The sequence below is a fragment of the Bifidobacterium sp. SO1 genome (assembly GCF_018555335.1).
Lineage (GTDB): Bacteria > Actinomycetota > Actinomycetes > Actinomycetales > Bifidobacteriaceae > Bifidobacterium > Bifidobacterium simiiventris.
In genome coordinates this window covers 117,754-131,161 of record NZ_JAFEJR010000008.1, presented here as the reverse complement: position 1 = coordinate 131,161, position 13,408 = coordinate 117,754, and the positions used below count along the sequence as shown (strand labels likewise).

Annotated in this window: 15 protein-coding genes; 5 read left to right on the top strand and 10 right to left on the bottom strand. The window is 63.7% G+C overall.

What is annotated here, in order from left to right; translation table 11 throughout:
• Positions 1 to 81 (top strand): IS3 family transposase (locus JS541_RS08385; protein ID WP_214303740.1); only part of this gene is annotated, 81 nt, incomplete at its 5' end.
• 96 nt (positions 82 to 177) lie between these two features.
• Here JS541_RS08385 and JS541_RS08380 read toward each other — a convergent pair.
• The 4 genes from JS541_RS08380 to JS541_RS08365 all read right to left on the bottom strand — a co-directional run bounded on the left by JS541_RS08380 (position 178) and on the right by JS541_RS08365 (position 3,247).
• Positions 178 to 474 carry a hypothetical protein gene (locus tag JS541_RS08380; protein WP_214374009.1) on the bottom strand — a complete coding sequence of 99 codons (297 nt, stop codon included), beginning with the start codon at positions 472 to 474 and terminating at the stop codon, positions 178 to 180.
• A gap of 65 nt (positions 475 to 539) precedes the next feature.
• Entirely contained in the window at positions 540 to 2,252 is a 1,713-nt protein-coding gene (locus tag JS541_RS08375) for a PD-(D/E)XK nuclease family protein (RefSeq protein WP_214374008.1), read from the bottom strand.
• A gap of 92 nt (positions 2,253 to 2,344) precedes the next feature.
• Complete coding sequence (locus tag JS541_RS08370; protein WP_214374007.1) at positions 2,345 to 2,674, bottom strand: hypothetical protein; 330 nt, start codon at positions 2,672 to 2,674, stop codon at positions 2,345 to 2,347.
• Between the two features lie 6 nt (positions 2,675 to 2,680).
• Positions 2,681 to 3,247 (bottom strand): hypothetical protein, encoded by a 567-nt coding sequence (locus JS541_RS08365; RefSeq protein WP_214374006.1) that lies wholly within the window; start codon positions 3,245 to 3,247, stop codon positions 2,681 to 2,683.
• Positions 3,248 to 3,772: 525 nt separating this feature from the next.
• Between JS541_RS08365 and JS541_RS08360 the strand changes: the two genes are divergently transcribed.
• Together JS541_RS08360 and JS541_RS08355 are read left to right on the top strand one after the other, a co-directional pair.
• Positions 3,773 to 4,576 carry a hypothetical protein gene (locus tag JS541_RS08360; protein WP_214374005.1) on the top strand — a complete coding sequence of 268 codons (804 nt, stop codon included), beginning with the start codon at positions 3,773 to 3,775 and terminating at the stop codon, positions 4,574 to 4,576.
• The gene (locus tag JS541_RS08355; protein WP_214374004.1) at positions 4,552 to 5,034 is read left to right on the top strand and encodes a hypothetical protein; all 483 of its coding nucleotides are present in this window, start codon (positions 4,552 to 4,554) and stop codon (positions 5,032 to 5,034) included. The genes JS541_RS08360 and JS541_RS08355 overlap by 25 nt, the downstream gene beginning before the upstream one ends.
• Here the strand turns inward: JS541_RS08355 and JS541_RS08350 are convergent.
• Entirely contained in the window at positions 4,999 to 5,904 is a 906-nt protein-coding gene (locus JS541_RS08350) for a hypothetical protein (protein ID WP_214374003.1), read from the bottom strand. The genes JS541_RS08355 and JS541_RS08350 overlap by 36 nt on opposite strands.
• A gap of 46 nt (positions 5,905 to 5,950) precedes the next feature.
• Positions 5,951 to 7,435: a DNA methyltransferase gene (locus JS541_RS08345; RefSeq protein WP_214374002.1), complete on the bottom strand. Its 1,485-nt coding sequence runs from the start codon at positions 7,433 to 7,435 to the stop codon at positions 5,951 to 5,953.
• Positions 7,436 to 7,485: 50 nt separating this feature from the next.
• Here JS541_RS08345 and JS541_RS08340 point away from each other — a divergent pair, with 50 nt between their 5' ends.
• A complete protein-coding gene (locus JS541_RS08340) occupies positions 7,486 to 8,298 on the top strand; it encodes a hypothetical protein (protein ID WP_214374001.1) in 813 nt (270 codons plus the stop codon).
• Between the two features lie 15 nt (positions 8,299 to 8,313).
• Here JS541_RS08340 and JS541_RS08335 read toward each other — a convergent pair whose 3' ends face one another.
• From JS541_RS08335 to JS541_RS08325, 3 genes are all read right to left on the bottom strand, one after another.
• Complete coding sequence (locus tag JS541_RS08335; RefSeq protein WP_214374000.1) at positions 8,314 to 8,967, bottom strand: Fic family protein; 654 nt, start codon at positions 8,965 to 8,967, stop codon at positions 8,314 to 8,316.
• 118 nt (positions 8,968 to 9,085) lie between these two features.
• The gene (locus JS541_RS08330; RefSeq protein ID WP_214373999.1) at positions 9,086 to 9,610 is read right to left on the bottom strand and encodes a hypothetical protein; all 525 of its coding nucleotides are present in this window, start codon (positions 9,608 to 9,610) and stop codon (positions 9,086 to 9,088) included.
• Positions 9,611 to 9,637: 27 nt separating this feature from the next.
• Entirely contained in the window at positions 9,638 to 10,492 is an 855-nt protein-coding gene (locus tag JS541_RS08325) for a hypothetical protein (RefSeq protein ID WP_214373998.1), read from the bottom strand.
• 65 nt (positions 10,493 to 10,557) lie between these two features.
• On the opposite strand from JS541_RS08325, the gene JS541_RS08320 reads away from it, so the two are divergent.
• Positions 10,558 to 12,915 (top strand): hypothetical protein, encoded by a 2,358-nt coding sequence (locus JS541_RS08320; protein WP_214373997.1) that lies wholly within the window; start codon positions 10,558 to 10,560, stop codon positions 12,913 to 12,915.
• Here JS541_RS08320 and JS541_RS08315 read toward each other — a convergent pair.
• Positions 12,912 to 13,361, bottom strand: coding sequence for a hypothetical protein (locus JS541_RS08315; protein ID WP_214373996.1), 450 nt, complete (start codon positions 13,359 to 13,361; stop codon positions 12,912 to 12,914). The two genes, JS541_RS08320 and JS541_RS08315, sit on opposite strands and share 4 nt — an antisense overlap.
• Between the last annotated feature and the right edge of the window lie 47 nt (positions 13,362 to 13,408).

Sequence of the window (13,408 nt, the reverse complement as noted above, 5' to 3'; positions counted from 1 at the left end):
CATTGGAACACCAAACGAAGGCAGAAACGACTTGAGGGACACACCCCGGAGGAATTCCGGAATATGTCCCTCACAGCCTGATCAGGTACCCTTAATAAACCACGTCCAACTTCCGGGGCGCAGTTCACAGATGATCCCCGACCCCCTCATTTCGTGTCGGGTGAATGGAAGTCCGGGTCAGTTGGCGGGGCGGGGTTCCGGGGTTTCGTATTCCTCGGTGATCTCCTCCTCGTTGACCCAGTCGCGTTCCATGATCATGTAGCCGTCGGCGGGACCATCCCCGTCCTCGTTGGCGAGGTGGAGACGGTCGGCCATGCGGATCACGTCATCCTTCGTGTCGAGCCAGGTCGCGTCATCCGCGTCCGGCTCCCATGCCGTGTCCTCGCCGTCCAGGTCTCCGTCGTACAGCCATGCGTGATCCGAGACGCGCTGGAGCGCGTATTCGATGCCGCCGTATTCGCTGGTTCGGGTCATATGTTCCTTATCTCCTTGAATCATGCCAATGTGTGTTGTCGTGTATGCGATTATGATGCCACGGCCTATGCGCGAAGCCGATCCGCCGTCAGTCGAAGCACGTTCCCGCCCATGCGTCCGCACTCCCGAATCCGATCCAGCGTCGCATCCAAGGAATCGGACACGCCGTCACGCGACGGGGGCCGCGCGTCCAATAGCATGCGGAGCACCCGATCCGCGTCGCGGGCGAGCGTCGAATCCAGCCACGTGAACAGCGGGCCGCGCTCCGGAGTACCGTCCGCGAGTCCGGGCACGTCGGGGACGATCATGCCGAACGCGTCGCGCGCCATACGCCACTCCACGTCCAATAGCAGGTCGCGGATCGGCGTGACCCGCTCCTTGTGCGTGTCGGCGAGCAGGGTCGCGTACGCGCAGAGCATCATGTACTGGGTGAACCCGTAGCCGGCAGTGTTCACCATCCCATTCGCGCCGATCGTCGGATCATACGGCCTGCGCTCCGCCAATCGCACCTCACCGGATGCGACCGGCTGAGCGTCGGCCGGCTTCACCGCATCCTCCGCGGGTGCGGGCGTCACGGGTGCGGGCGTCGCGGGCGTCATGGGCTGCGCCCACGGGTCCTCCTCCGTGACGGTTTGGGTGACGCCCCATTTGTCCATGGCCTTGCGGCCGGCCTCCGACAGCCACGGGTCCGGCGCCGGCCCCGCAGTCATAGTCGCGGGCTTCGACTCCGCGACCGGCTTAGAAGCCGTGACGGGCTTCTCCGTGTCCGTCGGTTCGTCGACGCCGCCGATGAGCGACAGCAGATCCACCATATGCTCCTCCCCTCCCTTGTGAGGCTTGTTCCAGCCGGGCGCATGCGTCCGCCGGAACCCGACCCGAGGATCATCCCCCGTCACACTGTTCGACGCCGCAAGCCTCGCCTTCGCGCTGCGAATCCGCGCCACGGGACACGCCAACGCCAACGGACACCAGCCACACAAACCGGACGGCCTCAACGCGTATCCGCCGCTCCCATCCACGCCGGTCGCCGTTTGGAGACCATCCCACGCGTCGCGCATCCAATCCAAGGTGATTCCGCACGCCCTGTCGGACAGGTCCGCGTCGGCCCAGGCGCGCGACTCCACATACACGTCACGCGCCATCCGCACATCCACGTCATGCGCGTTCAACAGCATCCGGTACACGCGCAGCTGGTCCGCGTGACGTTCACGGCCGGAAGCCCATGCGGGCACATGACCCGTCTTCCAGTCGACGACCGACCCATCCGAATCCCGATAGTCGACCGCGCCGCGAAACGGAATCCCATCCAGATCCGCCTCCAATGACTGCTCCATCACCTTGGGCGTCAACGGTCGGCCCAACGCATCCGACAGTCGGAACCCGGATAGCTTGCCGGTCGCGGCCCGAACCCAATCCTCCTCCGTCGCGATACGGCCATCCGGCATAAGCACCCCATCGGGAATCGGATCACTCCCCCAGCCGCGCACACGATTCCGCTCGCGCTCCACATCCGGGACGAGCGCGCACAATGCACGCCAGTCGGGATCATCCTTCTCCGGATGCCCGCACGCCAGCTCCAAAGCGGCATGCGCCAGCGACCCCAAGGTCAACGGGTCACCCCATTCGCGCGGCTTCGGCAGCAGACGATCCCCCACCCAACGGCCCGGACACGAATGCCACTGGTCAAGCATCGTGAACGACGCGCGCACCGGACGCGACACGCTCGCATACAGCGTGTTCGACGACTCGTCGAACACGATCACCGGATCAACACTCATACGTTTCCGCATGCGTCCGCGCCAAAGAGCAAAACAGGGGGCGGAGGATCATTCCTCCGCCCCCTGACACGGGAGGAGCCGATGCGCCCCCCTTACACGGGGTCGGGGATCGAAGCATTCCAGCCCGCGGCCAGACACTCCCACAGGCGGCAGTACCTGCGGCCCGCCCACGTGAACCCGCGACCAGCGGGAATACGCAGCCGCGCATCCACATGCGCCAGCTCACCCAAGCACATGGGCACGCCCAGCAGACGCATCCACGGGCGAGCGCTCCGCGCCCGATTCACCTCACGCACGTCATACGCGCCATCCTCCTCCGGACACGGGAACAGGCCACGTTCGGACAGGAGGGGAAGAAACCCTTCGGGCACATCCAATAGCCGGGCCGTCTGCCCGACCGTCAGCGTATACGGTCGCACCATACAGTGCTACTCCCCGAGACGACGAATCGGATCGACATTCAGACCATTCGCCGACTGGGCGAGCACGGTCGCCAGCTCCATCGGCGACCCGCCCTGCGGCTTCAACCGATCCTCCAGACCCGCATCCAACGCCAACGCGACCCTCGCCGTCTGACGGATCAGCGTATTGTCCTTCTCCAGCACGCCGACCAGAAGAATCGTACGCTTCACCGCATCCTGCTCGTCATGCGCACGCACCAGCAGACTGGCCGGACCCGCGACCGTGCCCTTCAGCACGGCGAGCGCGATCCGATCCGGATCATCCTCCGGCACGTTCGCGACCGTGGCGACCACATGCGCGGCCGTCGGATCGGCAACCGCGTCGAACGCGCTACGCGCCTGACGGATGCGATCCGCGCTCCACTGGAAGCCCGCGCCCTTCGCCGGCCTGCGCGCCGGCTTGCCGCGCTTCGCACCGGCTTTCGGCTTCGCCTCCGATTCAGCAGCCGGCTCCGGTTCCGGCTGGACGACCGGCTGCGACTCCGGTTCCGGGGTCGTGTCGAACGACGGCCACGCGTTGTCATTCTCGAACATGCAAACCTCCTGACGGGTTGGATGATGATCAGCACGGGCACGCTATGCGCCCGGACACAGACAGCTTCCCTCCACCCGTCTAAACCACGCGCCGCCCCCGCGCGGCGCACGGGACACACGCACCGGCGCCACACCGGCCCGACCAGAACAGCCAGCCCCCGCACCCCGACACGAAAGAACGGAACACGACGACACGGACAAACCAATTCAACCGCAAGACAGCCAAACGGAAAACGGAAGACGACAAAAGCGGACGGGACAACAGACGCAGACAGCCAATCACCACAACGACAACCGAAGACGAGAAGACAGAACACCCCTCCCCGCCAGCACAATCACCAAAACGGACAAAACGAAACACGTCCAACGCAACACATGGAACGAAAACCACGATAAGACAATCACAACGAATCAAGGAAAACACACGCCAATCCAATCAATCGAATAATCCCTGAATCACTATCAAAGGCGCCAAGCCGTTTTTCTTGCGAAGTACGGGAAACTAGCCGCGCATAGGCGAAAACCATGGTTGAAACCGCTCGAATCGTGTTCATGACCGGAGGCTCCGGGGGAATAGGCAAAAGCACCGGCGCGCGCATGCTCGCCCATACGCTCGGCCTCCACGGCTATCGCACCTGCCTGGTCGACGGGAACGCGGGCCAGCAGTCGCAGCGCATGTTCCTCCGTATTCCCGAAACGAAGGCGTTGGAATACGCGCGCACCGACGGGATGATGGACGCGCTCGTCAAACCACTGGAGACGGGCGGCGCGTTCGCGCTCCTGTGCGGGCCGGCCGACACGCACAGTCTCACCGCGAACGACGATTATCTCGAGGCGATCCTCTCATTGCGATCCATGTGCGACATGATCATCGTGGATGCGGACAGGATCGACGGCCGCCAGTGGAATGATCCCCATTCGTTCGCCGGACGGGTGATGCGCCCCATGGTGTTTCAGGCGGGCGCGCGGATCATCTTCCGCATCGGCCAGACGGGCAGTCAGCTGGATGACGGTCTCGCCTGCCTGGATGCGATCCGCTGTCCGAAGATCACTCTCGCGATCGGCGTCGCGGGCGTGAACGTGAAACCGAAGCCGGCGCATGAATGGAAGGATCTGCTGAACGGGCTCGCGGAATACGGTGGCACGGATCAGTGGGATGACAGGTCGACGCTCATGCTCACCCCCGGTGAGGGGAAACGGATGAGCGTCGGCTGGCCGAAGGGCATGGAACCCGACTGGCTGCGCCGTGCGGCCGCATGGTGTGGCGCCGATCCGAAACGGTTCGAACGACGGAGGGAGGGATCATGGTGGCCGTGGACCCGCAGGTAGGCGTGACGGCGAGCATTGCGGCGCGTGAACGTCGCGCGGACGCGCTTCGCATTCTCATGGAGGAGAGTCTTCGGGAGCGGCGCACCTGGGAGCGTGGCATGCCGTTGCACTGCCTGTCGCGCCTGTTCATGCAGGCGGGTCGTGATCCCGCGATTCTCGCCATGCACGTGTGGCTGATCGAGCAGGCCGCGTTCGCGCATTCGAAGCAGCAGTGTCTCCGTCACATCCGTCTGGCGGCGGAGTGGACTGGAACAAGCGTGTCGCGTGCGGGCGACGTGTCGCTCTCCTGGCTGCTGGATGCGCGGACGGGCGGCGCGAGACTGTCGGCCTGGCTGTTCGCCGTGTTTCTGGATACGGTCGACTGTCATGGCCGGCCCGTGTATGTGCCGTCGGGTCCGGACCCGTTCAGGTTTTCGCGCGGGTCAGCCGAGCGCGAGCAGCGTGGCGACGGTGCCTAGGTCGGTGATGATCGGCTGGGTGACGGGAAGCCTGTTCTGTCGGGCGGCCCGGCTGACCGCTTCGCGGAGCCGGGGCTGGCTGACCTTGCGACGGCTGGTCTGGGTGGGCCAGTAGAGGCGGAGGAGTTCCGGCTCGTATTCGTACCGGTAGGATGCGTGTTCCATGAGGGGTGCGACCTTCAAGGGGATGGGTGCGAGCATGAGCGCGGCGACGGTCTGGTCGTCCAATGGTTCGAGACTGTGATCCCAGAGTCCGCATGTGATGAGCTCCCGTTTGAATCCGGTCGCGTCGGGCCGGTCGGTGACGAGTCGCATGAGCCTGTCGCGTTCGCCTTCGACGGGGCGTGGTATGTGCAGGTCGGGGTGTTCGTCGAAGACGCGCAATCCCAAGGATGCGAGAGGGTTGGTGCTGTCGGCGCGATCGTATGCGGGATTGTATCCGTCCTCGTGTTCCAGGGTGGTGGTGCTGACGGTCTTGTTCTTGAGGACGCGTTTCGCGTTCCATTGGGCGATGCTGACGGCGAGCCGGCGCACCCAGCCGCAGAAGCTGGTGTTTTCGGTCGGGTCCCAGAGGCCGTTCCAGTTCCATTGGCTGCTTTTGCTTTCGATGGGCATGCCGGTGATTTTCTCGAAGATGCGGATGCCGACCCATCGGGTCATGGTCTGTCGTTGTTCCTCGATCGGGTAGAGGCGTCGCATTTCCCCGTAGACGAGATCGGTCGTGTGGAGCCATTCGGCGACCTTGAGCCGTTGGCGGCTTCCGTATTCGATGGCGTGCGCATCCCAGTTGAGGCTTTTCACGTGCCGGTCGAGTTCGTCCCTGGCTGCCGGGTCGCCGCTCATGTCGGGTTTGGGTGTCCATTCGCTCATGTTCCCGCGCATGCGTCAGGGATTCGCATGCGCGGGAGGAATGGTTTTAGATGAGTGTGGGGATGATGGGGCGGCTCATTCGTGATTGGATGAGACGCGCGTATTCGGGTGAGAGTTCCGCGGCCTCGCAGCGCATGTTCTCCATTCGGCAGGCCTCCAGTGTGGTGCCGGACCCGGCGAATGGTTCGAGGACGAGACCATTCTGCGGGGTGACGAGCCGGATGAGCCGTCGCATGAGTTCGACCGGTTTGACGGTCGGATGGTAGGTGTCGTCGACGGTGGGGCGTTCGCGGTCGGATGGTTTGGGCACGTATTCGATGATGGGGATGAATCGGCTGATCCCTCCCCTGTCGTCGTATTCGCTGCCGAGTCCGCCGCGCATCCGCCATCCGGTGTCCGTGACGCGTTCCTTGACGGTGCTTCGATCCTTGTGCCGGGAGCTGACGCTGGTCGCGTTCTCCCGGTCGAGGGTGCGCGCGATCTCTTGGTCGATGATCATGTTGGGCGTGAAGCGTCCGTCGCCGGGCCGGCCGCCTTTCATATGGTTGTAATTGCCGTAGATCCGATTGCTCTTCGGCCCGTCGTCCCCGTCCTGCCGCCACGCGTTCTCGTAATCCTCCCGGTCGCGGCCGGTGACGGGCACGCGGGTCGCGTCGATGTTCAATGCGCCGGTCCCGTAGGTGAGGAGATTGTCGGCGAGCGTGCCTTCCAAGGGTTTGCGGGCGAGGCAGATCGGCTCATGCATGGGCTTCAATTGGGAGTGCCAGCCTTCGAATGGTTTCGCCGTGTCCGAAGGCTCGCGGATGAGATTGTCGCGTGCCGTGAACCGTTCCCCGGTGCATCCGGCGGGCTTGGACGCGTGTTCGCCGAGCACGGGCAGCCGCTCCCATTCGTCGGAGGGCGTGTTCTTCCGTTCGTTCAGTCGCCGGACGGTTTCATCCATCGTACTGTCGAAATGGAGCAGCTCCTTCAAACGCTGCCATCGTTCCATGCCGGGGATGGCGGGCTGTTTCGAGTCGGGGCCGGCGGTCCAATGGTGGATGAGACTGTCGCTCACATCGAATTCGCGGGCGAGATCCGCGACGGTCACGTCCGTTTCGTCGAGCCGGTCGCGCAGCCATGCGCACACGCGGCGGATCGTCTCCCGGTCGGATCGGCGCTGACGGTCGATGGTGACGGTCGCGTTCATGCCGTGCGGGAATCCGTTCATGTACACCCAGTCGATCTGGTCGCGGATTTCGAATCCCGCATCCTCGATCGCGCAGGCGAGCCGATGGTAGGTTCTGGTCGCGGCGAACGCGCACACGTGCCCTCCGGGCTTCAATACGCGGAGAATGTCCGTCCAGAGGTCATGGTCGAATGTGATGCCGGTCCGATCCCAGTCGCGGCCCATGAAGTCGAGTTCGTACGGCGGGTCGGTGACCACGCTGTCCACGCTGTTGTCGGGCAGGGCGGCGATCATGGTCCGGCAGTCGGCGACGTGGAGGCGGAGCCGTCCCCCGTCCCATTCGCAGAGGTTCTTGTCGTTCATACGGGGGCGTATGCGTCAACGGACGACGCATGCGATTCGGTATGAACGATATGACATTTGATGATGTGACCGTGCGCCGGATGCTGAATCTTGCCGATCGGCGGAGGGAGGGTCCGAAGGTGACGGTGGATGAGCGGGCGCAGACCGCGCTCTGGCTTGGCTGTGATCCGGGCGAGGCGAAACGGCATGGGATGCGCGTCGACGAACGCCTCCCCCTGTTGGCGCGTGATGAGCGGATCAGGGATGATCTGGATGCGGCCCGACTTCAGATAGCGTATCGGACGATTCAGACCGGGTTCGCCCGGCGTACGGATGCAAGCCGACGGCTTGGACTCCTGCAGGAGGGTGCGATCCCCGACGGGTCGGGCGCCTTGTGCGTGAGCGTGTGCGGGCTGCTGACCGGGTATGCGCGTGCGGACTGGCGTATGGGCCGTATCTGTCTCACGTCGCCGACCGTGGTCTTCGGCCGCAATGGAAGGGTGGTCGACTCGCATCTGTGGCTGGACGTGCGGAATCTTACGCCCGGCCTGTCCGGCGTGGAGCCGCCGAAGGATCTGAGGATCGGGGATCTGATTACGGTGACGGGCCGGCTCATGGGCTACTCGGATGCGAATGGGTCGCGCAGGTTCGGCCTGGGCGAATGGGAGCCGACGGGCGCGCGTCTCATGTACGGGTGCGGTCGCGGTCTGAAGCCGAGGATCGTGCATGTGCCCCGCCATCTGACGCCGCACATGATCGTCTGCCGGCTGGATGACGGGCGCGCGGAGTGGGCGGACCCGTACGCGTTGGATCTGGAGATCCGCGAATGGGAGGAGCGGTTCCCGGACGCGTCCACGGATCTGCGACTCGGCGGCGGACGATAGGAATGCGACCGGCCGTCAGCACCCATCCGGAATACGGGTCAGTGCATTTTCGGTCATCCAGTCGATGAACGGGGGCCGATCATTCGTCTCGTAGAATCGGACGAGCACTCCCCCGAATTCATGCCGTTGGGATGGTTCGATGCCAAGCGTTCCAATGCCTGAATCTATGAGAATATGGTTGGCTGCCATGAGGGCGGTGCGTTTGTTGCCATCGTTGAACCATTGTCCGCGACTGATATCGCAGAACAGGTTCATTGCGCGATCCAACGGATCGCCAATCCGCTCATTCGACTCAAGGACGGGTCTGACATCCGTTTCATAGTCGATGCGAGGTTTGGGCACGTATGCTGATTTCCCAATGCCGACTTTCTGCGTACGCCAGTTGCCGGGCATGAAGAACAGCCAGTGTCCGATCCTCTGATTGTATTCGAGAAGAAGATCCGCGCTGATCGGATCGTCGATCCGGTCGAACAGGAGCCGCCATGCATCCCGGATGTTGACGACCGTGCGAACATCATCCTCATCGACTCCCTGCGGGGCCATGCCCATGAGAATGTCCCTTGTCTGGGGGAATGTCATGCCCGGCAGTTCGATGCCCGCGGTCCGGTACATGCGTTCCACCGCCGTGTCATGGGCGAATTCGATTGCCTTCCGTCTTGGGCTTGTCATCGGAACGGGGCCTTCGATATCCGAATTCGGTTTCCCTCCCATCGCTTTGAATGTTCCCGCCACATGCTGCGGGAGACCTTTCGGCTGTCGACTCTGATTGGCTGCGTTCATGATTCCCTTATTCCCTTGGAGCCTTGTCGATGCAATGGTCATGCACCCATTCGACATCTCCGGCATCGAATCTTGCAATGGCGTCTTCGATCAGTTTCGCCGGAGGCATGAGCAGTCCGATGTCGGCGTGGAGAAGTCGATGATTAGCGGCAAGGATCGCGGTCATGTGATCATGCGGCCAGACGGTCGTGAGAATGATCTCCGGTTCGGAGTCCCTGAGCCCGTCTAGCAGTGCACGGACTTCGACCGTCGGGTCGATGAAGTCCAGCCAGAGTCCGTCGAACGGGGTCAGGCTCATGTCGTCGTAAAGCCGTTTCCATCCTCCCCATGCGGGTTGGAGGATGTCGAAATCCGTGATGCGCATGCCGGGCGTCACCTGTCCGTACCGGATGTTCTCCGCATCATCGTAACCGATGTTCGCGCCGCATAGCCGGGCCGTCTTCCAGATGGAGTCGACCAGCATGCGGTAGCAGTAGTAGACGCTCGGGGTCTTCACCCGTCGCGGCGCGGGCATCGTATCGGGAATCAGCATGGCTCTCATCCTAATCATCTGATGCGATCATGCGAGGAGCATGCCGTTCGAGCGTAGCCTTTCGCGGAAACGCTGCAGCTCCTCCTCCTGATCGACGCTGAGCAGCCTCCTGTCCAGCATGGTCACGCCCTCATGCGTGTGGAGGATGTTCGGAATGGTCTTCAATCGGTTCAGCCAGTCCGCGTACACGTCGAGCAGCATGTCCCCGTCGTTGATGCTGTAGTAATGGTGTTCGGGCGGGATGGGCGCGTAGTCGTGGAACACGGTGTTGACCGTGCGCACGTCATGGACGGGCATGTCGGGGATCGTCCGGTCGACGGAATGATTATGTCCGGCGATCTCATCCAGCCGTCCCATGGCATCATCGATGCGCGTGATGTTCCATTCGCATTCGTCCGTATGCTCGTGGATGCCTTCGCAGACGGTCACGCGCCACAGTTCACACCCGGCACGGTATTCAGTCCCGAGCCGCCAGTGCGGCTCCCCGCACGCACGGTAGGGTTGTCCGTCGAACAGGGCGCAGGTTTCATGGAAGGACATGAGCGCGGCCATTCGAGCCCGGCTGCGACGGAGAGCGATCTCCTTGGGACCGTCGGCAGCCGTCATCCACGGCGCGGTCTCCTCGTAGCGCGTATGGTTGCGTACGGACCTGTCGTGATCCTCCCGATCCCAGTCGGGACGCCGGGGGAGATCCCGTTCGCCGATCGGACTCCACCATTGCGAACCATCCCAGATGTAATCGCCGATCGCCGGATTGATCGGATCATGCTCCCGCAGTTCGATGGTTTCCGTCCGGGTGGCGATCCAGTTCCTCGGCTTCCTCAATCTCGGCAATGGGATCGTCCCGTATTCCGTCCACTCGTATGTGATCGTCGCCTTCATCACGGTCTCCTCCGAAATCCCGTCGTTGTGACGGGCGGCTCATGCGTCCGGCATAGCCGTGCCGCATGCTCTGGTACGAACTCATCCCCCAGCCCCGCAATCTCCGAACGGACGCCGACGGGAGCGTGTTTTTGAAGCAGGCGAAGGCCGCGGCCGACGCGATCGGACTGTCCAGCCGGCCCGGCTGGTTCGACTGGTGGAGGCATGACGACGGCTGCCGGCTCATCATCCAGGGCGAACGCCGCTGGCTTGGCGTCGGCGAACGGTACGGCAAGGATGCGGCCGTACGCATGGCGCGCGCCGCGAACGCGACCGCCCGCCCCTGCGATGAACCCGCGGATGTGCTCAACGCGCCGAACGTGTGGGCGCACGCGTTCGTGCCGATCGGCACGAATCTGAGCCGTACCGCGCGCGATGATCAGCCCCAGTTGGATGAGACGCGCATCGACCCGGACCCGGATACGGTCATCGTATTGAACGTGCGCCGATTCGGCTGGGTGGAGGCGATCCGCAACAAGAACTGGGTGAGCGACGAAATGAACCGTCAGGCCGACTCGAGCAAGCTGTGCGGCGAGGGCGTCGGCGCGGTTCGCGTCATCGCCGGAGCGGCCACAAGCCGCAGGGCGAAGGATGAGGCGACCCGCGCCGCCAACGCGTTGAACCTTGGTCTCGTGCCCGGTCTGGGCGCGCACGTCAGCCGTCCCGGCCTGGGCTGGCTGCTCGCCTGCAGCCTGTTTGAACTTCTCCTGCTCCTCATCTTCCTGATTCCCGGTCCCGCATGGCTCGCGGTTCTCCCCGCCCTGGGGCTCATCCCATTGGCGTGCGCGGGCGTGCGCTGGTGGATGAAGCATGATTCGCTGAACGACGTGGATCAGCGTCCGCGTCACCGCTGGTGGACGGCGCGCATGCGATTGAGCCGTGACGCGGATCGGAAGACCCTCATGGGAGGCAATGACGAGAGCGGCACGCGCCGCGTCCACGCGTACGCGTTCCAACGGAGCACGTTCCCCCTCCCGTCCAGCACGCTCGCGGCCTTGGCGACGCCGACGGCGATCCGGGGGGCGAGCATCACCGCGCTCACGGATCGGCCCGACATGCTCGAACATGCGGATGGGCCGCTGCTCGCCCGCGACGCGGAGAACCGGGACATTCGCCTCTGGGCTTCCGCATTGTGGGGCGGCGTGTTCCTCATGGGCGAACCGGGCGCCGGCAAGTCGAATCTCATGCACGGTCTCCTCGCATGGATCGGCCGGAATCATCGGAACGGGGATGTGATCGTCGGCTTCGAATCGAAGGGCGCCGACTCGATCCCCATCTACAGAAGGATCACGCCCGGCATGATCGTCATCGACGCGAACGATCCCCGTACGCCGATGATCGGCCTGCTCGGCGACGGTTCGGATCTGGAGAAGGCCGACCGGTTCGCCGGACTCATGCAGGACGCGCTCGGCGTCACCCAGTTCGGCCAGCGAAGCCGCCTGCAGACCCGTGACGCGATCATGCTCAGCCTCACCGGACTGAAGGACAGGGATGGGATGAAGCATCGGAGCGCATGCGGCGCCCCGGATTACGGGGACTGGCTGACCGGCGCGGCGCTCCTGCTCGGACACAACGGCATTCCGGATGCGCGCGCGCTGGCGCACAGCATTCTCATGGGCGATGATTCGGACGCGACCCGCTCCGCGGTGGATCGGCTCCACGGCGGCATGAACGACAAGGGGCGCCCGCAGGTGAGGGATGAGACGCTCTACCAGAATCTGTCCGCCCCGTTGAACAAGCTCGAAATCCTCCTCCCCCTGGGACTGACCGCGCCCGATCGTCCAATGCTCTCCTGGGAGACGATCCTCCGCCGTTCGGACGGGCATGCGGATGCTCGGGTCATCATCAACCTGGGCGCGAGCGTGAATGCGGATGAGCAGGGGCGTCATCGGGACATGCCGGATACGGCGCGTAGTCTTCTGGGCGCGATCCTGTTCCGATCGTTGAAGGATGCGATCACGATGGGCTGCGCGGGCTGGCAGGCGAAGGATCGGCGGATGACGATCCTCATCGACGAGCTGACGGATGTGATCGGCGACACGACCGGCGATGGCGGGAATGCGGGCGTGATCGCATGGCTGCGCGACAAGGGCCGCGCCTACGGTGTCCGATTGATCGCGGGCACGCAGCATGCGCTCCAATTGGATGATCGTCTGCTCGCCACCCTGGCCGGCCTGATGACGGTCGGCACGTTCACGCTCCGCTCGGATGCGAGCGCGATGCCGGGCGTGAAGGTGCTGGGCGGCGTGGACATGGAGACGTTGGAGTCGCTGCCGGATCATGTGATCGCGTTCCGTACGGTGGGGCCGCCGCCCGCCTACCATTCACAGCCGGTCACGATCGCCGTCGTCCCCCACTTCGACGCGGGCGACGGACTCGACTAGCGGATTATCAAGGCTCCCGAAAAACGTGGCGGGCACGTTCTTCGGGGAGCTGTCGGCTTTTCGAGGATTCCTTCGCCGATGCTCCTGTTTTCGTATCCTGATTTACCTTGCCCTGAAGGGCGGAGCTTCCATTCCGGTTCCTTGTTCTTGTGGTTGGGGCGATGCTTTTTCGGAGATGTGACCGGCGGCCCGTATACCGGTCTTTCCCGCGCATGCCCGACCAGCCACAGTCCGCATGCCATTCCGATCGTGATCGAAGCCAGTCGAAGACCGGCATTCGAATCAGGGACGAACGGCAGGAGGATCATGGGAGCCAGTCCGATGTCCGGATGCTCCGTCATCCATACGGGTCGCAGCCCCAATCGGCGCAGGAGGAAAAGCATCATCATCGAGAGAATGATGCCGATGAGAATGCGGGCGGGGAATACGATCATGCGTTTTCGCATGCGTCCCTGACGCATGCGTGGTCTTGTATTATCCAATCGTTTCTTTG